The organism is Winogradskyella thalassocola (assembly GCF_900099995.1).
Taxonomy (GTDB): Bacteria; Bacteroidota; Bacteroidia; order Flavobacteriales; family Flavobacteriaceae; genus Winogradskyella; species Winogradskyella thalassocola.
Genome location: NZ_FNCZ01000001.1, coordinates 632000 through 657801, shown reverse-complemented (window position 1 = coordinate 657801; position 25802 = coordinate 632000). Strand labels below are relative to the sequence as shown.

Below are 25802 nucleotides of genomic sequence, written 5' to 3'. Positions count from 1 at the left end.
GTGTCTTGTTATGAATTTAGAAGTTTTTATATATATATTTGAGAATACTATAATAATTATCCATTGTATTACTAACAACTAACTTTTTAGGGTACTTTTTTTACGTTTCTTTAAAAGCCTTATAATTCTAAATTCAATTTTTCATGGGAATTAAACATTTTAAACTTACTGCATTTCTCTGTGTCTTTATAATTACATCATTCTGTAATTTACAAGCTCAAGAAATTCAAATAACTGGTAAAGTCACTGCATTAGAAGATGGAATGCCTATGCCAGGTGTATCGATCCTCGTTGTTGGAAAGAATAAAGGAACTAATACAGATTTTAATGGTGTTTATTCAATTGACGCAAATAAAGGAGACATACTTCAATTTAGTTATATAGGTTTCTCTGAACAAAAGATAACTATAGGAGATAATTCAGTTATTGATATTCAACTGGTTGAATCTGTTGAAGCACTTAACGAAGTAGTGGTTACTGCTCTCGGAATTTCGCGTAAGGAACAAGCTTTAGGGTATGCCATATCAAAAGTCGATGGTGAAGAACTCGCTGAAATAAAGAGTATTAATGCTGTCAACTCATTAGCGGGTAAGGTTGCCGGAGTAGATATTGCGCAACCAAATACGGGATCGGGTGGTTCATCTAAGATTATTATTCGAGGAAACACAAAATTTAATGGTTCTAATCAACCCCTATACGTTATTGACGGTGTGCCAATGGATAACAACTCTTTTGGACAAGCAGGACAATATGGAGGTCAAGATTTAGGGGATGGAATTTCTTCTGTCAACTCAGATGACATTGAAACAATATCTGTTTTAAAAGGTCCAGCAGCAGCGGCATTGTACGGTTCTAGAGGAGGAAATGGTGTGGTTTTAATTACTACCAAATCGTTTAACAAGAACTCAAAATCTAAATTCAACATAAATTTTTCAACAAATTCTACTTTTGATGAAGTCATAAGTGGATACGAGGATGTTCAACATGTTTATGGTCAAGGAATCGGAACACCTCCAAGGGATATAGGTGACGCTACAGGCATGTGGAGTTGGGGTGGTAAAATGGATCCAGATTTACAATTTATCTCTTTCGATGGTCAGTATAGAGATTATGGTGTAAAAAAAGACAATATTGAGTCCTTTTTTAGAACGGGCTATACAATTCAAAATACAATCTCCTTATCTGGTGGTAATGAATCGGCTAACCTATTATTTTCTGCATCTGATGTAAAAATGGAGGATATTGTTCCAAACAGTGGTTTACATAGAAATAACTTTACATTAAAGGGTTATATGAAAATGTGGGAGAAATTAACTTTAGATGCAAAAGTTAATTTTACCATAGAAGATGTTGACAATAGACCTTATTTAGGATATTCTGGTGCAAATACCGCTTTGGCACTATTGGGCTTACCAGGAAATATTGATCAACAATGGTTAAGAGATAGTGCAGTAGACGCAAACGGTGATTATGTGTTTTGGAATTCTGCAACACGAATTATCAATCCTTATTATTCATTATATCAAATGAAAAATGAATCTAAAAAGAACAGAGTTTTAGGGTATGCATCTTTAAATTACAATATCACAGATTGGTTAGATTTCAAATTCAAATCTGGTATAGATACATTTACATATGATTATTATAATTACTCACCAAGAACAACACCTTTGGCAGAATGGGGAGAATTAACAAAGATAGATTCAAGAACTACCGAAATTAATACTGAATTTCTAATCTCTGCGAATAAAGAAATAAATGATAATTGGTCTATAGGAGCAAGTCTTGGGGGAAACATTATGAATTTTGAAAGCTCAACAAATAGCATACTTGGTAAAAATCAAGGATCAGAGGATGTGATCTCTATAAATAACTATAATGAATTTATAGTAGGAAGAGATAATCCTAGAAAATCAGTAAGATCTTTTTACGGTTTTGCAAATGTTAGTTTTAAAGATTATGCCTTTATAGATGTCACCGGAAGACAAGATTGGTCATCCACTCTAAAAAAAGGAAATAACGGGTATTTTTATCCATCAGTTACAGGTGCTTTAGTCTTAACCAAGGCCATAGAAAATTTAAAATCGAAAACTATATCTTATGCAAAATTAAGAGCTTCATATGCCGAAGTTGGTGGAGACACAGATCCGTATGCTTATAATACTTTTTTCGATTATCCATATTCATCAAACGGAGCAAATTTTTCAACCGTTAATGACAACACATATTTTACCAATATTAATCCTTCAAGAACAAAAGGTTATGAATTTGGTTTAGATGCAAAACTATTTAATTGGAGAGTTGGTTTAGATATCACACACTACAATCAAACTACCTATGACGAAATAATGAATATTCCTATTTCTAATTCAAACGGCTTTGAATCGGCTAGTATTAATGCAGGTGAAATCAACAATAAAGGATGGGAAGTCATGGTAAATATTGTTCCTATCAAAACAGAGGATATGCGATGGGATTTGACATTCAATTTTGCACACAATGAAAACGAAATTGTAGAACTGCATGAAGAAGCAAAAACACAAACCATTGCAAGAGCAGATTGGATTAGCTCATTAATCACTGCAGAAGAAGGAGGTTCTTATGGAGATATCGTAGGTTATGACTTTAAACGTACTGATGATGGTACCCCTATTATAGGTCCAAATGGATTGCCATTAAGATCCGATGAACAAGTTTCATTAGGTAATGGACAATATAAATTTACAGGAGGTATTACTAATGCTATTCAATATAAAGGATTTAAGTTAAGAGCTTTAATTCAAGTAAAATCTGGAGCAGATATATTATCTATGACCAATCAGAAATTACATCAGCAAGGAGCACATATTGCAACCTTAGAAGGAAGAGAGGGTTGGGCAATGTCCGAATCAGAAAGAGAAAGTGCAGGTGAACTACCAAGTAGTTGGGTTGCCACAGGTGGTTATTTAGCACAAGGTGTTATTGAAGATGGAGTTGGTGTAGACGGAAACCCAAATTATAGATCCAACGATGTTTACGTAGATCCTAAAGATTACTGGGGTAGTATAGCAAATTCGCATATTATAAAACCATTTATTTACGATGCATCATATGTAAAATTAAGAGAAGTATCTTTATCATATTCTTTAGGCCCAAAAGCATTGAAAAACATTAAATATCTTAATGGTTTAACCTTTTCTATTATTGGTCGAAACTTATGGTTAATTCATTCTAATGTCCCTAATGTCGATCCCGAGTCAACTTACAATATTAGTAATGGACAGGGATACGAATATGGTTCTTTACCACAAAGACGAAGTTACGGATTTAACTTAACTGCAAAATTTTAAAAAATGAAGACAAGTATAAAAATATTGATATTACTAGTGTCTACTTTAACACTAATAACAAGTTGCGAAGATTTTAACGACTTAAATGTTGACCCAACAACCTCAACAATAGCAAATCCTAAAACCTTAATCTCTAAAGTACAAACGAGCTACTCAGGAGATAGAGAAACACAGTGGAGGTCTTTAGCCGCATATCATATGTCAATTACGCAAATGATTTCGGACGGATGGACAGTATCGCATGGGCAAGCCTATAAACTCGATATAAGTTATATGGAGTATATGTGGAAAAGTTCTTATCGTGAAATCAGTGATTTAACTTACGCCATTCAAGAAGCTGAACAGAATCCTGAACTTGTAAATTACGAGGCCGTAGCAAGAATTTTAAAAGTCATGATCTTTGCTCAACTAACCGACACATATGGAGATTTACCATATTTTGAAGCTGGAGCACAAGCAGAGGAAGATAATTTACATCCAGCTTATGATAATCAAGAAGACATTTATAACGATTTCTTTAAGGAATTGAAAGAAGCCGCCACACAATTGGATAACACTAAGGCTCTAGAAGGTGATTTAATGTATAATGGTGATGTTGAGAGATGGAGAAAGTTTGCAAACTCATTAAGGTTAAGATATGCCATGAGATTGGTCAACGTTAATTTGTCTAAAGCCGAAACAGAAGCAGTATCAGCTATTGAAGACGGTGTAATGGAAAATATTGATGACGCTGCAAAAGTAGAACATGGTGATTTTACTGTAAGTACAAGTGGTACCTCAGAAATTAGAGGAAATGGATTTTCACAAGTCCAAAATTTTTCAGAAGAAATAATGGTTACCTGTGAAACCTATGTCTCTTACTTAAGGGAAAATAATGATCCAAGACTATTAATGATGTTTGGAATGTATGCAGCTTACCAAGAAGATGCCACGTCTAGATATAATTCGAAATCTTCAACCGAAACGAGTATAGAGATAACACAAGAATATTTAGCAACCTATGGAATTCTTGAAGGATATGCACCTGGATACTTTTTATTTGAAGCGCCTGAAGGTGCACCTGCAGATATTTGGTCTCCACGTTTTGTGGAAAAAAATGGAAGAACCGTTCAAATTGATAAATATTTTAAACCTCTTCAGATAAGAAGACACTTAACACGTATAGATTTACCATCAATATATCAATCTTATTCTGAAGTAGAGCTTTGGTTGGCGGAAGCGGCTCAAAGAGGTTGGATTAATTTTGGAGGTGATGCTAAAACACATTATAAAAATGCCATTTTTGCTAACATTGAAGAACTGGTTTCAATATTAGGTGCAGAACCAAATTTAGATCTTAGTGCTGATGTTTATGCTGAAAATTTATGGAGCAATACTTCTGATAAAATGGAGGCTATAAACATGCAACATTACATTAATAACTTTTATAACGGCATAGAAGGCTTTGCAAACTGGAGAAGGTCGGGCTTCCCAAAACTTAAACCAGCCACTGATAACGCCTATACGGATCAAACATTAAATGGTCTAATTCCAAGAAGATTACCATATCCTAATTCTGAAATGAATTTTAATAGAGACAATTTAGAAGCACATTTAGATAATGGTGTCAATTTTTGGGGAGCACCTATCTGGTGGGATAATAGTTTAACAAGAGGAGTTGATTTATCAGATTAATAAAAAAAATCATTATGAAAATAAAGAATTATAGTGCCTATATTTTTAGTATTTTATTACTTCTTACATCATCATGTAATCAAGACGATGTAAATAATCCAACATTATCTGACACGGATTTAACCGTTTATTTTTGGGGAGAAGGAGATAATATAACTGGTATTGCATGGGAAGGTTATGACGTTTTAATAGGAGAAACATTAGATCTAAGCCTACAAGTATCTCCAAGTGAGGACACCACTGTACAGTGGGTAGACGACGAGACGGGTGAGGTATTGAGCAACGACTTAAACTATACCTATGCTCCTACAGAGGAAGAATCAAAAAGAGTTAATTTTATAGCTACCCGTCCTTCTGGATATGAGAAAACAGTAGTCTTTAATTTTAGAGGTAATCTAGATGGATATACTAGTAGAATTAACGAATGGCAATCTATTTTAATTCCACAAGGTACTCAAACAGGCAAATTTACTGTTGAGTTTGATATGATTCCTAGTAAAGATATAATGGATGGTGTTGTAGGTATCTTAGATGGTATCGCAACAACGTATTCTGATAATTCATGTATCGTAAGATTAAATCCTTCAGGTAAAATAGATGCTTATGATGATACTGGGTACGCAGCAGATAACGAGCTAGAGTATCATGCAGGTTTAACTTACCATGTAAAAATGGATGTTGATGCCGTTACTATGACTTATGATATATACGCGAATAAGCAAGGAGGAGACGTTGTTCTAATTGGAGAAAACTATAAATTTAGACGTAAAATTACGCACCAAGATTACTGGTCTATGGTAGCTGGTAATTTTAATTTAGACGACCCAGGAACGCATAGAGTTTTAAATATGGAAATCACAACGCTAACACAAAATCAAGCACCTGTTTTTCTACCTGTGGATAATGTTGTATTAGCTGAAGGAGCTGTTTTAGACGTAGAAATAGAAGCCGTAGATCCGTTAGGAGGCAATATTACTATGGAAGCAAATAATTTACCACAGTTCGCAAATTTTGTTGATAATGGCTTTGGATCAGGCGTTATAACTTTTGATCCTTATACTAATTGTGGAGGATGCGATTTAGGTATTTACGATATTACCATAGTTGCTACCAATGGTGTAGAATCATCTGATTTGACTTTTACTATTGAGATTGTAGATCCAAACGCGGCGTTCGATGTAAGTGCAGACGCAGCAGATGCCACAATTTGGAGTGGAGGATCTGTGGATGCTACATGGACCCAGTTATTTGGTGGCCATGTTGCCACAGGCGTTGGAGGTGATGATCAAGTAGTTAGTGTTATGCCATTTGCTTTACCAGAAATTCCTGAAGGTAAAAGAGTAAAATCAGCCGTTTTAAAGGTTAATGTGATTAATAATAACTCTTGGGTACCGGTAGAGTTCGATGTGTATGCTATAGCACCTAGATCTACTTCAGAAGTGCTTTCAACAGATTATTTTGCAGGAGATTATGATACAGATGCAACTGCTGCTGGAATTCAAAAAGGGTTTATTAAAAATGGAGATGCTCTTGGTGAATTTGTTATGGATGATCCATCAGGTCTAACCTTAGCGACCTTTATAAACGACCAATATGAAAATGGTGCAAGTGCAGGAGAGTTCATGTTTCTTAGAATTGGTGCTAACAGAAATGATATGCCACTTTGGGCGCATTTACAGTTTGACAGTTCAGAATCAGCGGCTACCGCTCCTATTCTAACAGTTACTTTAGAAGATGAGTAAAATCGGTTATCAAAAATAATATAGTATTAAAAACATACTAAAAATATAACCTCCAGTACAAATTAATAAATTGTGCTGGAGGTTATTTAATTTAACGCTATCATTATGTAATCTTCGGCTATGTTGCCTAACTAGATAAATGAAACGTTTTAAGCAGGTTCAAAATCTTTTTTCAATACATCTTTGGCCAATTTTAATTCCGTTTCTGTAAATGGCTTTGCTTCTGAGGCAGAGACTGCACCTTTTAACTCACTTATATTTTTGGCTCCTGATAAAACTGTTGAAATCCCTTTTTGATCTAATACCCAACGTAACGCTGCTTGAGGCATATTTTTAACGTCATCTCTCAGTAAAAACTTAAACGCATTTACTTGGTCTACCCGTTCTTCAATTTCTTGTCGTGAATAGCGTGCATTCAATGTGCCTTCTGCAAAATTTGTGTCTTTTGTAATAGCTCCTGATAAAAATCCGTTAGCCAAACACTCTCTACCGAACACTCCAATAGGATATTCTTGTAGATCTTCTATTAATTGCTGAGATTCTTTATTCATTAAACTCAAGACCACTTGAATAACGTCTATTTTACTTTCTTTTGCCCAGTGTCGAGCCATTTGTTCGGTTTGATGAAACATGGAAATAGAATGCCCAATAAAACGCACTTTACCTTGCTTTTTAACCTGCTCAATTCCTTCCCAAACATCGTCATTAATCTCTTCGGGAGAAAAAGGGGAATGAAAAAACAACACATCGATATAGTCGGTTTGCAGGCGTGTCAAACTTTCTTCTACAGAGTCTATGATTCGAGATTTATAAAATTGAGAAGCTCCGTTTTTAATCGTAGGATTTCGTCCAAATTTTGTAGATACATGTACCTTATCACGTTTGCCTTTTAGAGCTTTTCCTAAAACAATTTCGGCAACACCATCTTGTTCTGGAGTTCCGTATTGAGGTGCTGTATCAAAAATATTTACACCCATATCAATACCTGCATGAATGGTATTTATCCCATCTTTTTCATCAACACCTCCATATACCTTATTTCCAAAAGCCCAAGTACCTAAGCTAATTTCGCTAATTTCTATACCTGTTCTTCCTAATTTTCTATACTTCATAAATATTTTTGTTTTAGCTCTTCTATAATTATAGAGCCATTTTTTACAAACGATGTTACAATTTGTTCTCCTAATGCTATAGTCGCTAATCTTGGATCGTCACCAGAAACAGCATCTAATTCTAGCGTAATTAATCTATCCTTTGGTAAAGTCTCTAAATCTACCGTTTCGGGTGCGTAGAATAACTGTAAAGACGTTTCACCTATGGCAGAATGGTTAGCCACCAATAAATCATTTGGTAAAATATCAAATTCAGCCAATGCCCAAAATCTCTTATCAGGATATTTGTTATTAAACTCTTCTGCTACAGTTTTTAAAATGGTGAGGTGAGGTTCACCAGCATGACCAGATAATAAAACAACAATCTTAAAACCTTGTGCAACAAGTTGTTCTAAATATTCTTCACAAACAAGCCTAATGAGGTTCTCTGAAAACTCAATAGAATGTTTAGGGAAGTTTACACCAGGATAGGATTTAATTAAATTAGCAGCCAAATTAACAACAGGAAAAACAAGCCCTCCATTTTTTTCTGCTAAGTCTTTGCATAGGTTAAACGCTTTTATGCTATCAAGACCTGTAGGATTATGATTTCCATGATATTCAATAGCTCCCCAAGGCAAGTAAGCAATAGGTGTTTTTTCTTGAATAGCTTCAATTTCCTGAGGTCGCATTTGTTCGTATAGTCCCCAAGTTGAAGCTGTATTTGTAGTTTCAGTAAAAGTGTTCATATTGTTCAGTATTAAAACTCATCAAAAGCAATTTGATGACTTGTCACTCCTAATTGAGTCAACATTTTAGTACATGCCTTAATCATCTTTGGTGGACCGCATAGATAAAATTCTAGGGCTTTAGGGTTGGGATGTGTTTTTAAATAAGTATCAAAAACAACTTGATGAATAAAACCCGTTTGTCCTTCCCATTTATCTTCTTCTAATGGCTCAGAAAGTGCTATTTGGAAATTGAAATTAGCATGTTGATATTGAATGCCTTTGAAATAGTCATCATAAAAAATTTCTTGTTTAGAGCGTGCTCCATACCAGTAACTCACTTTTCTATGGGTAGATTCATTTTCAAATAGATGAGCAATATGAGAACGAATTGGAGCCATACCTGCACCACCTCCAATATAAACCATTTCTCTGTGTGTAGGTTTTATATGGAAATCCCCAAAACTACCAGTAGCAGTTACATTATCTCCTGGTTTTAAATTAAAAAGATAACTAGATCCAATTCCTGGTGGACAGTCTTGACCTGGAGGAGGAGTCGCTATACGAACATTAAATTTAAGTGCGTGTTCTTTAAATCCGTTATTGGCTAATGAGTAATTATTGGCGCGACCAACCTTTGTATTACTGCAATTTAAATCAAAAATTCTCTGATGATTCCAAACGGAAGCATAAGGCTCTGGAATATCAAATTGATTAAATTGTATTTGATTGTATTCTGGGATGTCAATTTGCATATAATCTCCAGGTACAAATTCTATTTCTTCATTCGTATTTATAGGCTCAAGAATAAGTTCCTTTATAAATGTTGAAACATTTTGGTTACTAATTACTTTTAAATTATAACTTTTTTTCTTGCGCGAACCCGCTCCACCTGCCTTTTCAATATTAAGCCAGATTTTATCATTTCGATTTTCAATAGGATAAGTTGCCAATCCTTGACAAATTGGGGCGCGTGCCGGAGAGCCATCTTCGATATTAAAACGCCCATTGTGTTTTGGGCATTCTATGATTTTACCTTTAATTAAACCTTCGCTTAAGTGTGTATTCCCATGTGTGCAAATACCATCTGTAGCATGAAGACAGCCTTGATTATCACGAAAAAGAGCAAATGTTTTCTTTACATGATCGAATCTAATAATATCTTCTTTTTCCAAATCCTTGTTAGAACAAATCTCTAACCAGCCTTCAGCATCTGGTAATACATTAGACCTTACCAAACCTTCAGGTGCTATTGTTTTTGCTTCTGGCAATTTGCGTTTCACGTAATAACCAGGTTCTTTAACTTGTCTTTTTATTGCTGGGATTATTTCACTCCAAGCGTCGTAAATAGACGTATAAACAGGTGGGCAATCATCTTTTATAAGTTCGTGTAATTTAGGAAGCGCATGGTAAGGCACAAGCGGAAACATATGATGTTCCGTATGATAATTCATATTCCAGTATATGAATCTACTTATCGGATTCATATAAACGGTACGGCAATTTAAACGATGATCCAAAACGTTTTCTGCTAAACCAGCATGTTGCGTTGTATTATGCACAATCATGAGCCAAGTCCCGAAGATTTGAGGTAATACAAATAGAAATATGGGAATCCAAGAACCCAAAATTATGGACAAACAAATCACAGTAGTATAAATTGCTAGATAAATACGAGCAATTTTAAATATTCTTCCGAATTCAGTTTCTGGAATATACGTTTTTTCGGATGCCGTAATTTTTCCGAACGCATGCCGAATTAAACTAGGAAAGAATGTTTTGTAACCACCCCAATTAAATATGGATAAAATGAGATTTTTAATGTTCGGTGGACGCGGTATTTGAATTTCCGGATCTCGTCCGACAATAATAGTATCACTGTGGTGACGGGTGTGACTCCAGCGCCAAACTACAGATTCTCTCATCACCATAAAAGAGGCTACTTCATAAACCACATTATTCATCCAATCGGTTTTAAATGCTGTTCCATGGCTACACTCATGCCATCTAGAGTCTGAACTTGTACTATAAAATACAGCGTAAATAAGATAAGGAATCAAAACCCACCAGGTCCCCCAAAGTAAAATGGTAGCTGCAGCTGAACTAATTAAAATAGCAACAAGAATCATGGTATCTACAATGGCAGGCCCATCCTTTCTTACCAATAATTTTCGCATAGTTTTACGAGGTACAGGAGTTTGATACCAATCTGCCTCAGCAAGTCCTAATTCTATAGCTCTAGTAGCATTTTTTCCTGTTAGTGAGTAGTCTAATTCAATTTTAGGATTTGGCATTGACGTTTCATGAGCCAAAGTCTTTTCTTTATGTATTTTATGTATTATAACCTTTGGTTCTGAATCTATCATTTTACTTTTTTACTATTTTCATACCTAATGTCAAATTTGCAAACTGCTAATTATTACTATTATAAATTGACGCGATGAAAATTGATTATAACGACTTGAGAAAAGCTTCCATCATTTTGGATGATTTACAAACTTAGAGGAATCACCTATTCCAAACAATAGACGTTTTGTTGGTTTTGTTGTTCAAAATGTCTACATTTGGTTAGATATGGACAGTTTTTTTCACTATTTAGCTGACGACCCTGAAGCAGAGGTTTGGGGTGTTTATGTACCTACATGTGGATATCAGCATATTTATCCTGGAGCTTCATACCCAATGGAAGGTCATCCGGACACACATGACTTTGAACAAGCCATGGGAAGAACGCTGCAGGGATGTTATCTTGTTTACGTTCCTACAGGAAGAGGTACTCTAGAGACAAAATCTGGTAAATGGGATGTGAATTCAGGAGATGTAATGCTATTATACCCTGGAGAATGGCATAATTACAAACCAGCTGAAGACACAGGATGGGAAGAGTATTGGATGGGAATAAGAGGTGACGTTTTATCTAATAAAATCCTTAAAGATTTGTTTCCTAATAATACGTCCTATGTTAAACAAATGGGATACCAGGAAGAGCTAATATTTTTATTTAATCAATCTATAAAATTGGTTAAAAGAAATAGTCCAGGATTTAAAAAGATTTTAGCAGGTATTGTTCTTCAGTTAGTTGCTTATGTTATTTCCTATGAAAATCAAGAATCAAGTAATCGCGAAGAAGAGCTTTGTAAAAAAATAATAGATTTTATAAGAGAAAACCTTAATACTGAGGTAGACTTCAAAAAACTTGCTAGTGAGCATCATTTAAGTTATAACAGATTTAGGACTGTATTTAAAAATAACACAGGTGTTTCTTTACAGCAATATCTTATTCAAGAGCGGTTAGAACACGCAAAACGACTTATGGTCAATACATCGCTTTCTTTAAAAGAAATTTCTGCTAAGACAGGGTTTAATTCTCTTTTTTATTTTTCAAAAGTATTTAAAAACAAAATGGGATATTCTCCTGGACAAATTAGAAGAAAGCCATAGTTTTATCGTATTAAAACTATGGCTTTCTGGTTATCACCATTATGTAAGGTGAAATTTGATTTAGATGCTTTTTTGTGCCTTGTTTTTATAATACTAATTATTCAAGCTAATTTCTAAAGGGTTGTTTATACATTCTGAAAATGTAATGATATAGTTCTTCCAATCTTGTTTAGTGTTAAACTGACCACTCTTTTTCCACCCGAAACCAGCGTAATATATGACCTGATTGTTTATTACATTAAGGTGTGCATAAGCATTGCTAAGGTCTGTTGAGTCACTATTAAACGTCTCAAAATCATTAAAATAATCTTCAGAAGCAATAATAGCAGTTCCTAATTCAGAATCCGCATGAGGTTGCCAATAGCTGACCCAGCCTTCTTGTTTATTACCAAAAACCTGTCCATCTTTTTCATGCAATGTTAAACCAGCAGAAATAGCTTTAGCACCTTCTAATGAAACCTTAAATTTTGAAAAATTCTGACCTAAATCTAAACTTATTACTTTTGATTCTATAATTGTGTTTCCACCTGAATCCCAATTTTCATATTCCAAATAAAAACTAGTTCTTAGAGGACCAGTTGTTATAGTACGCCATTTGGTATAGTTTTTAGAGTTATAATAAGTAGTATCAACTTTTACAGAAATACCACCTACTCCGCGACTAGCACCAACATGAAAATCATCTAACCCTTCCCCTGTATCCACATGATAACTTCCGTCAGTTTCAGTTTCTTTTTTGTACCATTTATTAATAATTGGGTATTCAACTCTTTTTAACCAAGCATCAACACCACTAGATAGCGTCCCGCCAGGAACATCATCTTCAATCATTTTTTGAGCAGTTGGTCCATAAACACGAAAAGCGACTTTATTATTTTCCCAGGTATAGTCATCTGTCCGTTCTGGCACAAAACGAGAATAACATAAATATGGTGCTTTAGGTTGTTCAGTGTCGGTAATAGTAACCACTTCAAATTTAGCTATAGATTTTGAAGCTACTTTTGGTTGAAATAAAATTTCATCCATAGTTCCATCCCCATCGTTATCCACTAATTGGGTGACTTGAAGCTCTCCTGTATTTACATCTTTAAGACCAATAGTATTTAGGTTATCTACATTTAATAACGCTTTTTTAATTTCTACAGTTTCAAAAGAGCGCTCAAAATCTAATGTGTTTTTTACGCTAATAATGGTACTTTTCTTTTCTTGCGCACAAGCACATAAAAGCACTATCAATAATAAAGAAATACTATTTTTTGTGATTTTCATGATATTATAGGTGTTACTAGTCTTCATTAGCGGGTTTACCAATAGTTGCAAGTATACCACCATCTACATACACAATATGACCATTAACAAAATCACTGGCTTTGGAACTTAAAAATATGGCTGCCCCTTGTAGGTCTTCTGGGTTTCCCCATTTACCTGATGGTGTTCTGTTGATAATAAAATCATTAAAAGGATGACCATCTACTCTAATTGGTTCTGTTTGACTTGTTGCAAAATATCCAGGGCCTATTCCATTTGTTTGTATGTTGTGTTTGGCCCATTCTGTAGCCATATTTTGAGTAAGCATTTTAAGTCCTCCTTTTGCAGCCGCATAAGCTCCAACAGAATTTCTACCTAACTCACTCATCATAGAACAAATGTTAATGATTTTGCCGCTTTTTCTTTCAATCATTCCTTTCACAACATGTTTAGAAACAATAAAAGGTGCTACTAAATCAACATCAATTACAGCTTTAAAATCGACCACCTCCATATCTACTAATGGAGTGCGTTTAATAATACCCGCATTATTTACTAAAATATCGATGGGACCAATTTCTTTTTCAATCTTTTCAATATTTTCTTTTACAGCCATCTCATCTGTAACATCAAAAAGATAACCATAGGCCTCAATACCAGCTTCTTTATATGTTGCAATAGCTTCATCTAATTTTGCTTGCGATGAATTTCCGTTTACAATAATCTTAGCTCCAGCATTACCAATACCTTTTGCCATTGCCATTCCTAAACCATGAGTAGCTCCAGTAATTAATGCTACTTTCCCTGTTAAATCAAATAAGTTAATTGACATAATTTGTGTTTTTTAATAAATTATTTTAACTCATTTATGTTGCAGTGATCCATATCTCCATAGTCTAGATTTTCTCCAGCCATACCCCAAATAAAGATATAGTTACTAGTTCCTGAGCCAGAATGTATAGACCAAGGAGGAGAAATTACAGCTTGGTTATTTGCCATCCAAATGTGTCTTGTTTCTTCTGGTTCTCCCATAAAATGACATACAGCTTGATCTTCTGGTACTTCAAAATAAAAGTAAACCTCCATTCTTCTATCGTGTACATGAGCTGGCATGGTATTCCAAACACTTCCTGTTTTCAATTCGGTCATACCCATTTGTACTTGACATGTCTCTACCACACTATTTACAATTAGTTTTCTAATAGTTCTAGCGTTAGCAGTTTCTAACGCACCTAATTCTACGACTTCTGCATCTTCTCTACCAATTTTTTTAGTTGGAAAAGTTTTGTGAGCAGGTGTAGAGTTTAAATAAAATTTTGCGGGTTTAGTCGCATCTTCACTACTAAAAATAACGTCTTTGTTTTCTCTACCTATATACAATGCTTCTTTATAGTCTAATTGATAATCTATACCATTAACAGAAACAGTGCCTTTACCACCAACATTTATTATTCCTAATTCTCTACGCTCTAAAAAATAATTTGCTTTTAAAGGATCTATAGATTCAAGTTTTAATTCATTTTTCACAGGAACTACTCCACCAGTAATAAATCTATCATAATGAGAATAGACTAAATTTATAGCATCATCTTCCATGACGTTACTAATTAAAAATTCGTCTCTTAATCTATTAGTATCGTAATTTTTCACGTCTTGTGGTGATGCCGCATAGCGTGTTTGATAGTGAGTTGTCATTGCCAAATATATTTAAGTTAATTTTTGTAAAAGTAATAAAAATATTCAAAATACAATCGATTGTATTTTGAATATCATATATTTGTTTCATAGTGTTACTTGATTATCATAGTAAAAAAGTGTAATCTAGGAGGTACTAAATATTTACCAAATAATTTTCAAATGCAAAACAATAAGGTCACTATACATGATATTGCTAAGTCATTAAATCTTGATAGTTCTACAGTATCTAGAGCTTTAAACGATAGTCCACGGGTTATTCAAAAAACCAAAGATATTGTTTTAGCCAAGGCCACAGAAATGGGATATCAACGTAACCATTTGGCATCAAGTTTAAGAAAAAACAAGACAAACACATTAGGTGTTATTGTGCCAAGAATTTCGCGTCATTTCTTTTCATCTGTAATTAGTGGTATTGAAGAGACCGCTTATGAAGCTGGATACACTGTTATTATTTGTCAATCCTTGGAGCAATTCAATCGCGAAAAAAAAATAGTGAACACCCTTATGGGTCAACGCGTTGACGGTGTACTTATGTCCATTTCAATGGAAACTAAAGATTATAAGCATTTAGAAGTCTTAAAAAAGCAAGGAATTCAACTCGTTTTTTTTGATAGACATTGTGATATTCCTAATTATTCTAATGTATTAATTGACGATTTTAAAGGTGGTTTTGAGGCGACAGAGCATCTCATATTAAAAGGATGCAAGAATATAGCTCATTTTTCAGGACCACAAAACTTAGAAATTTATAAAAACAGATTTAACGGTTATAAACATGCCCTCTCAAAACATGGTTTACCTTTTATAGAAGAGTTTGTTTTTCCCTCTAAATTAATGGAAGAAGATGGTAGGAAGAACTCCGAGAAATTATTAGCCTTACCAAATCCTATTGATGGTCTATTTTCTGCAAATGATGTGGCTGCTATTGGAGCTATGAAATATTTAACTAGTAAAGGTGTTAAAATCCCTGAAGATATTGCCATTGTTGGTTTTAGTAATGAACCTATTTCAACAGTTATTAATCCTGCGTTAACTACCATTAACCAGCCAGGAATTGAAATGGGTAAGGCTGCAACAGAATTACTATTGAAGCATATAGCGAAAGAAAATGGTGCATTAGACTCACAAACCATCATAATGGATTCGAATTTAATAGAACGTCAATCGTCAAAAAAGTGAAAGCTTTAATCTAATATATTTTTAATGAAAACATTTCTTCCGATATTTATTTCATTTTTATTATTAATGACTTTTACGTCTTGTGAAAAGTTACAAAATGAAAAAACGATCAAATTAGCCCACGGGTTAGACATAAATCATCCTGTACATAAGGCTATGATACTTATGGGCGAAGAGCTCGAAAAAAATTCAAAAGGAAAATTAAAATTAGAAATATATCCCAACCAACAATTAGGTTCAGAGCGTCAATGCTTAGAGTTGATTCAAATAGGAAGTTTAGATATGACCAAAGTATCTGCTGCAGTGATGGAAAATTTTTCGCCAGATATGAGAGTATTTGGTCTACCATTCATTTTTAAAGATCGCAAACATACTTTTAATGTTTTAGATGGTGCTATTGGCAAGGAGTTGTTGGACGGTGGACAAAAATATTGGCTGAAAGGTTTAGGATATTATGATGCTGGAAGTCGAAGTTTTTACACCAAAGAACAACCTGTTGAAACACCAGAAGATTTAGAAGGCTTAAAAATTAGAGTCATGGAAAGCATCACAGCCATGCGCATGGTTACAAGTCTTGGAGGTTCTCCTACTCCAATATCATCGGGAGAATTATATACCGCTCTACAACAAGGAGTTGTAGATGGCGCAGAAAACAACCCTCCAACATTTTACCTTTCTAGACAATATGAAGTTTGTAAGTTTTTTTCTCTAGACGAACACACTACGATTCCGGATGTACTGATTATTAGTACGCATTTGTGGAACACATTGAACGCTCAAGAAAAAGAATGGCTACAATCGGCTGTTAATGTTTCAGTAGACTATCAAAGAAAACTATGGGCAAAAGCAGAATTAAATGCGTTAGAAGCTGTGAAAGAAGCAGGAGTAACCATTATTAAACCAGACAAAACGATGTTTAAAAACAAAGTGGAATCTATTTATGAGTCCTATAAAAATGATGAACAGGTTTATAGCCTTATTAAAAGAATTCAAGAAAGCCAATAAATATGAAATTCAGAAAAAAAGTGGATAAGGTATTGGGCACATCACTAGCCATAATTATGGGAGTGATGGTTATAAATGTATTGTGGCAAGTCTTTACAAGATTCGTCATGGGTGCTCCAAGTTCATTTACAGACGAACTAGCACGATATCTCATGATTTGGGTCGGTGTTTTAGGAGCTGCTTATATTTCTGGAAAGCGTATGCATGTAGCTATAGATTTATTGCCATCGCGATTGAATAAAGAAGGACAAACAAAATTAAAAACATTTGTCAATTGGGTTATTATTATTTTTTGTCTTGCAGCATTTGTTATTGGCGGGCTACGTTTAGTGTATATAACATTTACCTTACGACAATCTTCGCCAGCATTGCAAATTCCGTTAGCTGTTGTTTATTCCGTAATTCCTGTTAGTGGCATCTTAATTATCTATTACAAACTTTCTGATATTATAAACAAAGAATTATAATGGAATATCTACCTATACTCGTTTTAGCACTTAGTTTTATTGGTTTATTATTATTTAGTGTTCCTGTAGGCTGGAGTATTGCCATTTCATCACTGTTAACGATGATGACAAGTATATCCATGCTTCCTGCTCTTACCACTGTGTCTCAACGTATGGCAACTGGTTTAGATAGCTTTGCCTTGTTAGCAATTCCATTTTTCGTACTCTCCGGACAACTTATGAATAAAGGTGGTATAGCACATCGTTTAATCGATTTTGCTAAAACACTTGTAGGTGCACTTCCAGGAGGATTAGCCTTAATTAATGTAATCGCTGCCATGTTAATGGGAGCCATAGCAGGATCTGCAATGGCATCGGCATCCGCAATGGGCAGTATTCTAGGACCTGAAATGGAAAAGGAAGGTTATTCAAAAGAATTTGGAGCAGCCGTAAACATAACATCATCAACTACAGGGTTAATAATTCCACCGAGTAATGTGCTCATTGTGTATTCATTGGCAAGTGGTGGTGTGTCCATCGCTGCCTTGTTTTTAGCAGGCTATATTCCTGGGATTTTAACAGGATTATTTCTTATGATCGTAGCGTCTTTTTGGGCTAAAAAGAAAGGCTATAAAGTCGGTAAGAAAAGCTCATTAAAAGAAGTTGGAACTACATTTTTTAGAGCTTTTCCTAGTTTAATGTTACTTGTTATAGTAATTGGAGGTATTGTAGCAGGCATTTTCACAGCCACAGAAGCATCAGCCATTGCAGTTCTCTACACTTTATTATTAGGCTTTTGGTACAAGGAAATCACCCTTAAAGATTTACCAGAAATATCTTTAGAAGCCTGTGGCACTACAGCAATTGTAATGTTATTGATTGGTGCGTCCACGAGCATGTCTTGGGTAATGTCTTACGAGAATATTCCAAATGATATTAGTACAGCTTTACTAGGAGCAAGCAATAATCCAATAGTGATATTACTAATTATTAATTTAATATTATTGGTTGTTGGTATATTTATGGATATGACACCAGCAGTTCTTATTTTCACCCCAATCTTTTTACCTATTGTTGAAAAGCTTGGCATGGATCCCGTACATTTTGGTATTGTCATGATTCTAAATTTATGTATTGGACTCTGTACTCCACCTGTAGGATCCGTTTTATTTGTAGGAGTTGGTGTCGCAAATACAACCATAGAGAAAGTTGTTAAGCCACTTTTACCGCTTTTTGCCGCCATGATAATTTCCTTAATATTGGTTACCTATTTTCCAGAATTAAGTTTATGGTTACCAAGTATATTTGGATTATAACTTGTTGTTTTAGCAAACATCTTTTTTGATTTATATTCATTTACGACTATAACTGAAAAGATTGACCTATATGAGAAAACAGAATTAAAGCAAGGATAAAGATTACAAACCTTCATCGCCTTTTGATGTTAGGCAATTAAACTCAAAAAACATACGCTCTATAGTATCGTATATCACGAAATACGTTGAAAAAACATAGAACGGTTTCAATGTTAAGTCTAGAACTGCTCAATTACTTAAAACAGGTGACATCGTTTAAAAATAAATAGTATTATTAAAACTAATAGGTCTAAAACATAAATATAGTAAGATTCTAAATGTAGAAAATATTCTATTTAGATAATTCGTCTCTTATTTCAGCTCCTAACAAAAAGAAAAAGCCTCATAAACTTAACGTTTACAAGGCTTTACAATCTTAAAAAGTGGTCCCACTTGGGCTCGAACCAAGGACCACCTGATTATGAGTCAGGTGCTCTAACCAACTGAGCTATGGGACCCATTAACATTGCTGCTAATTTTTACTCTTATTTAAAAGAGTGTGCAATATTACTACATATTTTAAAACTCTACAAGAAAAATAAATCGTTTTAGTCCTTTATGTCTTGACAAAGCTCAATTAAAACTCCATTTGTTGATTTTGGGTGCAAAAAAGCAATCAATTTGTTATCGGCGCCCTGCTTTGGTTTTTTATGAATCATCGTAAAGCCTTCTTTTGTTAAACGCTCTATTTCTTGTTCAATGTCATCAACCGCAAAAGCAATATGGTGCATGCCTTCTCCTTTTTTCTCAATGAATTTTGCGATTGGACTGTCTTCATTAGTAGCCTGAAGCAATTCAATTTTATTAGGACCACATTTAAAAAATGAGGTTTTTACTCCTTCACTTTCAACATCTTCAATCTTATAATGATCTTCGCCAAATAAGGCTTTAAAAAGTGAATTCGATTTTTCAATGTCCTTAACAGCAATTCCTATATGTTCTATTTTTTTCATCCTTTATGCCTGCAAAAGCAGGTACCTCTTTATTTAATTCTTAAAATTATCATTAGTAATAATCATTTTCTACACTCAAAAATAAGATAATCCTTAAATAACCTCTACTTTTGCAGATGATTAGTTATAATAATCATCATGGAAGAATTTACACAAAGACAAAAAAAAATAGGAGGTATACTCCAACAAGATTTAGCAGAGGTATTACAAAAAGCAGCTACCGATGGTGGTTTGCGAGGTGTTATTATCTCAGTAAGCAAAGTAAATGTAACTACAGATCTCTCTGTGGCTAAGGTTTACTTAAGTATTTTCCCTAATAAAGAAGCAAAACCTTTACTCGAAGGTATTAAATCTAACAAACCTTTGATTAGACACGAGTTGGCACAACGTACACGTCATCAACTTAGACGTATGCCACAATTAGAATTTTTTATCGATGACTCCTTAGAATATATTGATGGTATTGAGCGTTCTTTAAAAGGAGAAGACAATCCATTAGAGAATCCAGACTTATTAGGCAAGCGTAAAAAATCTTAAGTGAATTTCCCTTTATATATAGCAAAACGTTATCTGTTTTCTAAAAGCAGTAATAATGCTATAAATATTATGACCTTAATAGCTTCTGGTGGAGTTATTATTGCTTCAGCAGCACTTTTTATTGTGTTGTCTGTGTTTGCGGGGTTAAAGGATTATAGCCTTAATTTTTCCACTTTTGTAGATCCTGATTTGAAATTATTACCTTCTGAAGGTAAATCGTTTCAATGGTCAGAAAATGATCATACATCCCTTTTAAAAATTGAAGGTATTGCAGCCTCTTCCGAAATTATTGAAGAACGCATTTTTATTAAATCTGATAATAAAAATCTTATCGCCACCTTAAAAGGCGTAGATAAAAACTACCAAGATGTTACGAGTATTGACTCAATGATCACTAAAGGAAATTGGATTACTCCTAATAGTAATGAAGTTGTTTCTGGTTGGGGAATTTCTAATAATCTGTCTTTCGGTGTTCTCGATTATTTAAAGCCACTATCCTTTTATGTTCCCAAGGTTGGAAAAGGCCAAGCCACTTCTATTCAAGGGTATTATAATTCGGTTTATGTGAATAATGTTGGTCTATTTGATATCAACGAGCAGTACAATAATAATTATGTTTTTTCGGATATTGAACTAGCTAAGCAATTACTTAGTTATAAAGAGAACCAGCGCAGTGCTATTGAGATTAAATTGAATCCTTATGCTAATGAAGATCTTATTAGGTCTCAAATTAAAACTGCCTTCGGAGATAAATTCAATATAAAAAACAGGGCCGAATTAAATGATGCGTTATTCAAAATGTTGAATACCGAAAACCTTGCCATCTACCTCATCTTTACTTTAGTCATTATCATTGCATTATTTAATGTTATTGGTGCCATTATAATGATGATTCTAGACAAGAAGAAATCACTCAATACCTTATATTACTTAGGAACGGAAACCAAAACTATCAAATCTATTTTCTTTTTACAGGGTAGTTTAATGACGGTAGTGAGTGGACTTATTGGAGTTACTCTTGGATTACTCATTGTATTTACACAACAATCTTTTGAGTTTGTAATGCTAACTCCAGATTTAGCATATCCTGTTCGTATTAACTTTTTTAACGTCCTTATTGTTTTAATAACCATTTTTGGACTAGGAATTGTGGCTTCTAAAATTGCCTCTCAGCGAATTACTCCTAGCTTGATTAATAGCTAAATTAGTTTAGGGTTTACACTTACCTATTCATCCAAATTTGCGCCGTTGCGACTTAACAATTATTAAACAGAGTTACGCGGAGATTGCACAGAGAAAAATAAGTAAGACACTTTCAATAATTAAAACTGAAAAATTCATCATGCTTTGCGCCTTTGCGACTTAACGTTAAAAATCATTACGCAGAGTTATACGGAGATTGCACAGAGATTCACAGAGAAAAATAAGTATGACACTTTCAATAATTAACACTGAAAAACTCATCAGGATTTGCGCCTTTGCGACTTCGCGAGAAAATTTTTACACAGAGTTACACGGAGATTGCACAGAGGTTCACAGAGAAAGATAAGTATGACACTTTCAATAATTAACATTGATAGATTCATCATGATTTGCGCCATAACGACTTCGCGAGAAAATTATTACGCAGAGTTACACGGAGATTGCACAGAGAAAAAGAAATACTATCCTATCACTAATTTAGACTAACAAATTCATCCTGCTTTGCGTCTTTGCGACTTAGCGAGAATCTATAACCATAACGCTTCCAGCTTCTAACTCTTACACAAACTGATAATCAGAAAACACATCCAATACCTCATCAAAAGCTGCAAAGACATCTTTAGAATCATCGCTAGTCACCATTTTCATACGGTATTTTTTAAAATGTGGAATGCCTCTAAAATAGTTCGTATAATGTCTTCGGGTTTCAAAAACACCTAAGGTTTCCCCTTTCCAGTCTATGGCCATTTGAAGATGACGTCTGGCAGCATCCACACGTTCTGCTAATGAAATAGGTCCTAAATGTTCACCTGTTTCAAAAAAGTGCTTTACTTGTTTAAAAAACCATGGATTTCCTATAGATGCTCTACCAATCATAGCTCCATCTAATCCGTAAGAATCGCGCATTAACATCGCTTTTTCAGGTGTATCGATATCTCCGTTTCCAAACACAGGAATATGCATACGTGGATTATTCTTTACCTCAGCAATTGGCTTCCAATCAGCATCACCTTTATACATTTGTGCTCTGGTTCTACCATGAATTGATATTGCCTTACAACCTACATCTTGTAAACGTTCTGCAACCTCAACAATTTTAATAGAATCGTGATCCCAACCAAGTCTGGTTTTCACAGTGACTGGTAAATTAGTACGCTTTACCATTTCGGCAGTCAATTGCTCCATTAAACAGATATCTTTCAAAATACCTGCTCCTGCACCTTTTGAGACTACTTTTTTAACCGGACAACCAAAATTAATATCAATGATATCTGGGTTCGATTTTTCGACGATATCAATAGTTTGCAACATGCTTTCCATATTGGCACCAAAAATCTGGATACCAACTGGCCGTTCTTTTTCGTAGATATCTAATTTCATAACGCTTTTTGCTGCATTACGAATTAAACCTTCACTAGACACAAACTCTGTATAAACGACATCTGCTCCTTGCTCCTTGCACAATGCACGGAATGGAGGATCGCTTACATCTTCCATAGGTGCTAAAAGCAATGGAAAGTCTGGTAATTCTATGTCGCCTATTTTAACCAAGAGTATATATTTTGATGCAAAATTAATGCTTTTTATCAAAAGACCTCACAAGTTTTAAAACTTGCAAGGTCTAGCTCTATATTAATTATGGTGTTCTTAGCTTTATTTTTAAAACTGAACCTTAGTATCTATTGTTTCCTCTCCACGCTTAACTGTAATGCCAGCTTCATCACCATTATCAAAAACAGATAATGCTCGCATGTAACTCATCATATCAGTTATAATGCTGTCTCCTAATTTAAGAACCACATCACCTTTTTGTAAACCAGCAGCAAATGCAGGAGTATCTTCTCGCGTACCATCGATTCGCATGCCTTTTCCATCGTATAAATAATCTGGTACAACGCCTAGTCCGACTTTAAAACGCGGAGTTTCTTCGCTTTCATTCTTTGTTTTACGAAACGCTAATTCTCCATTATCATCTAAATCAGTAATAATATCGAAGATGTAATCTGAAATTAAATTCATGCCTTCATAGTTCAATTTATCAGAATCATCACCTGGTTTGTGGTAATCTTCATGCTGACCTGTAAAGAAATGCAACACCGGAATGTCTATTAAATAAAAAGACGTGTGATCGCTAGGTCCTACTCCACTTTCGTTTTCTACAATCTTGAATTTATCATTATTAGATTTCAAAGTTTGTTTAAACATCGGAGACGTTCCTGTACCATAAACAGCCAAAGTGCTATCGGCTTTCATTCTACCCACCATATCCATATTAATCATATAATTAATAGATGCAGCATCGATAGTTGGGTTTTTAGAAAAGTAATTAGAGCCTAATAAACCCATTTCTTCCCCTGAAAACGCCATGAACAAATAATTGTTTTTGTCCTTAATTTCAGCCTGGTCATTTTTTACTTTTAACCGACTAGCCAAATTCAACATTACCGCCACTCCACTTGCATTATCATCTGCTCCATTATGTATTGCTTTTTCTTCACCACGAAATAAAGACCCTTCTCCACCATACCCTAAATGATCGTAATGTGCACCAATAACAATTGTGGTTTTGGCATTATTGTCTATAAACCCAATAACATTATGTCCTGTAATTGTACTATCTGCATTGGTCGTAAATACAACTTCACTATGTGGATCTGTTTTAGGCTTAAAAGAAAAGGATTGTAAATACCCTTCCGTTCCTTTTGGTTGCACTCCTATAGCTTTAAAACGTTCTATAAGGTATTCTGAAGCTAAAACTTCTCCTTGTGTTCCGGTTTGGCGACCTTCCAGTTTATCATCAGCTAAATATGTAACATCGTCTTTAATGTTATTTTCAGCAACTTTAGGTTCGTTTTTACAAGATATAAATCCCGCTAATGCTAATAAAATTAGTGCTTTTTTCATTTCGAATTCTATTTTTTAATTTATTTGAGAAACTTGTTTTACCAACTATCACTGAATCATATATCAGCGATATTTCGTGGCTTATTTCATCTATAAATCTTACTTTTGCACAAAATTAGGTAATAAAAGCCACTTATTATAATTCTTTAATTATGAACAGAATCGTCTCAATTTTAATTCTACTCGTTACATTTTCGTCTTGTAAAAACGATACTAACACCACCACTGAAGCGACTTCTGGTGCGACTAAAAAATACGATTCTTTAATCTACCCTGAAGAAGTACATTTTAAGTCTTTAAGACAAGTTACTTATGGTGGGGATAACGCGGAAGCGTATTGGAGTTTTGATGACAAACAATTAGTATTTCAATCTAATAACACAAAATGGGGAGTTGAGTGTGACCAAATGTTCATAATGGATGCGAACGAAACGTTTACAGATAGTATTGCTCCTCCTATGGTAAGCACCGGAAAAGGTAGAACAACTTGTTCGTATTTTATGCCAGATAATAAACATATTATTTATGCTTCTACGCATCTTGGAGATGAAGCATGCCCTGAAACTCCACTTAGAAAAAACGGAAAATACATTTGGCCAATCTATGATACCTACGATATTTTTGTAGCTGATTTAGAAGGTAATATTGTAAGCCAATTAACTAACGAAGTGGGTTACGATGCAGAACCAACAGTTTCACCAATGGGAGATAAGATTGTGTTTACCTCTACACGAAGTGGTGATTTAGAATTATATACCATGAATATTGATGGTAGCGATGTAAAGCAAATAACAAATGAATTAGGTTATGATGGTGGAGCGTTCTTTTCACCAGATGGTACGAAACTAATCTTCCGTTCTTCACGTCCTAAAACTGAAGAAGAAATTAAAAATTATAAAGATTTATTAGCTGAAGGTTTAGTTGAACCAACGGATATGGAATTGTATATCTGTAATGCTGACGGTTCTGATTTACGTCAATTAACAGATTTAGGTAACGCGAATTGGAGTCCGTTTTTTCACCCTTCTGGTGAGAAAATTTTATTCTCTTCTAATTTTGAATCTGAACGTGGATTTCCTTTCAATTTATACTTAATTGATATTGATGGTAAAAATTTAAAACGTGTTACCCATAGTGAAACCTTTGATGCATTTCCTGTGTTTTCTAATGACGGTAAGTATTTAGTCTTTTCTTCTAATCGAAATAATGGAGGTGGACGTGATACGAACTTGTTTATTGCAGAATGGCGCGATTAGCGATATTCTGAAA

At 34.4% G+C, this 25802-nt stretch carries 20 protein-coding genes and 1 tRNA gene; 11 read left to right on the top strand and 10 right to left on the bottom strand.

What is annotated here, in order from left to right; translation table 11 throughout:
- Positions 1–143 precede the first annotated feature (143 nt).
- From BLT80_RS02795 to BLT80_RS02785, 3 genes are read left to right on the top strand one after another with little or no spacing between them, the layout of a single operon-like run.
- Positions 144–3329, top strand: a complete 3186-nt coding sequence (locus BLT80_RS02795) for a SusC/RagA family TonB-linked outer membrane protein (protein ID WP_092466059.1) — start codon at positions 144–146, stop codon at positions 3327–3329.
- Positions 3330–3332: 3 nt separating this feature from the next.
- Positions 3333–5003, top strand: coding sequence for a SusD/RagB family nutrient-binding outer membrane lipoprotein (locus BLT80_RS02790; RefSeq protein ID WP_092466058.1), 1671 nt, complete (start codon positions 3333–3335; stop codon positions 5001–5003).
- A 14-nt stretch (positions 5004–5017) separates the two neighbouring features.
- Positions 5018–6745, top strand: coding sequence for a hypothetical protein (locus BLT80_RS02785; protein ID WP_092466057.1), 1728 nt, complete (start codon positions 5018–5020; stop codon positions 6743–6745).
- Between the two features lie 149 nt (positions 6746–6894).
- Here BLT80_RS02785 and BLT80_RS02780 read toward each other — a convergent pair whose 3' ends face one another.
- From BLT80_RS02780 to nqrF, 3 genes are read right to left on the bottom strand one after another with little or no spacing between them, the layout of a single operon-like run.
- On the bottom strand, positions 6895–7857 hold the full coding sequence (locus tag BLT80_RS02780; protein ID WP_092466056.1) for an aldo/keto reductase: 963 nt from the start codon (positions 7855–7857) through the stop codon (positions 6895–6897).
- Entirely contained in the window at positions 7854–8585 is a 732-nt protein-coding gene (locus BLT80_RS02775) for a creatininase family protein (protein ID WP_092466055.1), read from the bottom strand. Before BLT80_RS02775 ends, BLT80_RS02780 begins: the two co-directional genes overlap by 4 nt.
- An 11-nt stretch (positions 8586–8596) precedes the next feature.
- The gene (nqrF, locus tag BLT80_RS02770; RefSeq protein ID WP_217630746.1) at positions 8597–10930 is read right to left on the bottom strand and encodes an NADH:ubiquinone reductase (Na(+)-transporting) subunit F; all 2334 of its coding nucleotides are present in this window, start codon (positions 10928–10930) and stop codon (positions 8597–8599) included.
- A gap of 208 nt (positions 10931–11138) precedes the next feature.
- Between nqrF and BLT80_RS02765 the strand changes: the two genes are divergently transcribed.
- Entirely contained in the window at positions 11139–12005 is an 867-nt protein-coding gene (locus BLT80_RS02765) for an AraC family transcriptional regulator (protein WP_092466054.1), read from the top strand.
- A gap of 93 nt (positions 12006–12098) precedes the next feature.
- Here BLT80_RS02765 and BLT80_RS02760 read toward each other — a convergent pair whose 3' ends face one another.
- From BLT80_RS02760 to kduI, 3 genes are read right to left on the bottom strand one after another with little or no spacing between them, the layout of a single operon-like run.
- Positions 12099–13274, bottom strand: a complete 1176-nt coding sequence (locus BLT80_RS02760; protein ID WP_092466865.1) for a DUF4861 family protein — start codon at positions 13272–13274, stop codon at positions 12099–12101.
- Between the two features lie 16 nt (positions 13275–13290).
- The gene (locus tag BLT80_RS02755) at positions 13291–14085 is read right to left on the bottom strand and encodes a gluconate 5-dehydrogenase (protein WP_092466053.1); all 795 of its coding nucleotides are present in this window, start codon (positions 14083–14085) and stop codon (positions 13291–13293) included.
- 20 nt (positions 14086–14105) lie between these two features.
- Positions 14106–14948 (bottom strand): 5-dehydro-4-deoxy-D-glucuronate isomerase, encoded by an 843-nt coding sequence (kduI, locus tag BLT80_RS02750; protein WP_092466052.1) that lies wholly within the window; start codon positions 14946–14948, stop codon positions 14106–14108.
- A gap of 162 nt (positions 14949–15110) precedes the next feature.
- Between kduI and BLT80_RS02745 the strand changes: the two genes are divergently transcribed.
- From BLT80_RS02745 to BLT80_RS02730, 4 genes are read left to right on the top strand one after another with little or no spacing between them, the layout of a single operon-like run.
- A complete protein-coding gene (locus BLT80_RS02745) occupies positions 15111–16130 on the top strand; it encodes a LacI family DNA-binding transcriptional regulator (RefSeq protein ID WP_092466051.1) in 1020 nt (339 codons plus the stop codon).
- 24 nt (positions 16131–16154) lie between these two features.
- A complete protein-coding gene (locus BLT80_RS02740; protein WP_092466050.1) occupies positions 16155–17135 on the top strand; it encodes a TRAP transporter substrate-binding protein in 981 nt (326 codons plus the stop codon).
- 2 nt (positions 17136–17137) lie between these two features.
- A complete protein-coding gene (locus BLT80_RS02735) occupies positions 17138–17602 on the top strand; it encodes a TRAP transporter small permease (RefSeq protein WP_092466049.1) in 465 nt (154 codons plus the stop codon).
- Positions 17602–18897: a TRAP transporter large permease gene (locus BLT80_RS02730; protein ID WP_092466048.1), complete on the top strand. Its 1296-nt coding sequence runs from the start codon at positions 17602–17604 to the stop codon at positions 18895–18897. The genes BLT80_RS02735 and BLT80_RS02730 overlap by 1 nt, the downstream gene beginning before the upstream one ends.
- A gap of 423 nt (positions 18898–19320) precedes the next feature.
- Here the strand turns inward: BLT80_RS02730 and BLT80_RS02725 are convergent.
- Both BLT80_RS02725 and mce read right to left on the bottom strand, forming a co-directional pair.
- A tRNA-Ile gene (locus tag BLT80_RS02725) sits at positions 19321–19394 on the bottom strand.
- 90 nt (positions 19395–19484) lie between these two features.
- Positions 19485–19889: a methylmalonyl-CoA epimerase gene (gene mce / locus BLT80_RS02720; protein ID WP_092466047.1), complete on the bottom strand. Its 405-nt coding sequence runs from the start codon at positions 19887–19889 to the stop codon at positions 19485–19487.
- 138 nt (positions 19890–20027) lie between these two features.
- On the opposite strand from mce, the gene rbfA reads away from it, so the two are divergent.
- Both rbfA and BLT80_RS02710 read left to right on the top strand, forming a co-directional pair.
- Complete coding sequence (rbfA, locus tag BLT80_RS02715) at positions 20028–20426, top strand: 30S ribosome-binding factor RbfA (RefSeq protein ID WP_092466046.1); 399 nt, start codon at positions 20028–20030, stop codon at positions 20424–20426.
- Positions 20427–21629 (top strand): ABC transporter permease, encoded by a 1203-nt coding sequence (locus tag BLT80_RS02710; RefSeq protein ID WP_092466045.1) that lies wholly within the window; start codon positions 20427–20429, stop codon positions 21627–21629.
- Positions 21630–22187: 558 nt separating this feature from the next.
- Here BLT80_RS02710 and dusB read toward each other — a convergent pair.
- Positions 22188–23180 carry a tRNA dihydrouridine synthase DusB gene (gene dusB / locus BLT80_RS02705; protein WP_092466044.1) on the bottom strand — a complete coding sequence of 331 codons (993 nt, stop codon included), beginning with the start codon at positions 23178–23180 and terminating at the stop codon, positions 22188–22190.
- A gap of 108 nt (positions 23181–23288) precedes the next feature.
- Positions 23289–24533, bottom strand: a complete 1245-nt coding sequence (locus tag BLT80_RS02700; protein ID WP_092466043.1) for a M28 family peptidase — start codon at positions 24531–24533, stop codon at positions 23289–23291.
- Positions 24534–24685: 152 nt separating this feature from the next.
- Here BLT80_RS02700 and BLT80_RS02695 point away from each other — a divergent pair, with 152 nt between their 5' ends.
- On the top strand, positions 24686–25789 hold the full coding sequence (locus BLT80_RS02695; protein ID WP_092466042.1) for a TolB family protein: 1104 nt from the start codon (positions 24686–24688) through the stop codon (positions 25787–25789).
- The last annotated feature ends 13 nt before the right edge of the window (positions 25790–25802 follow it).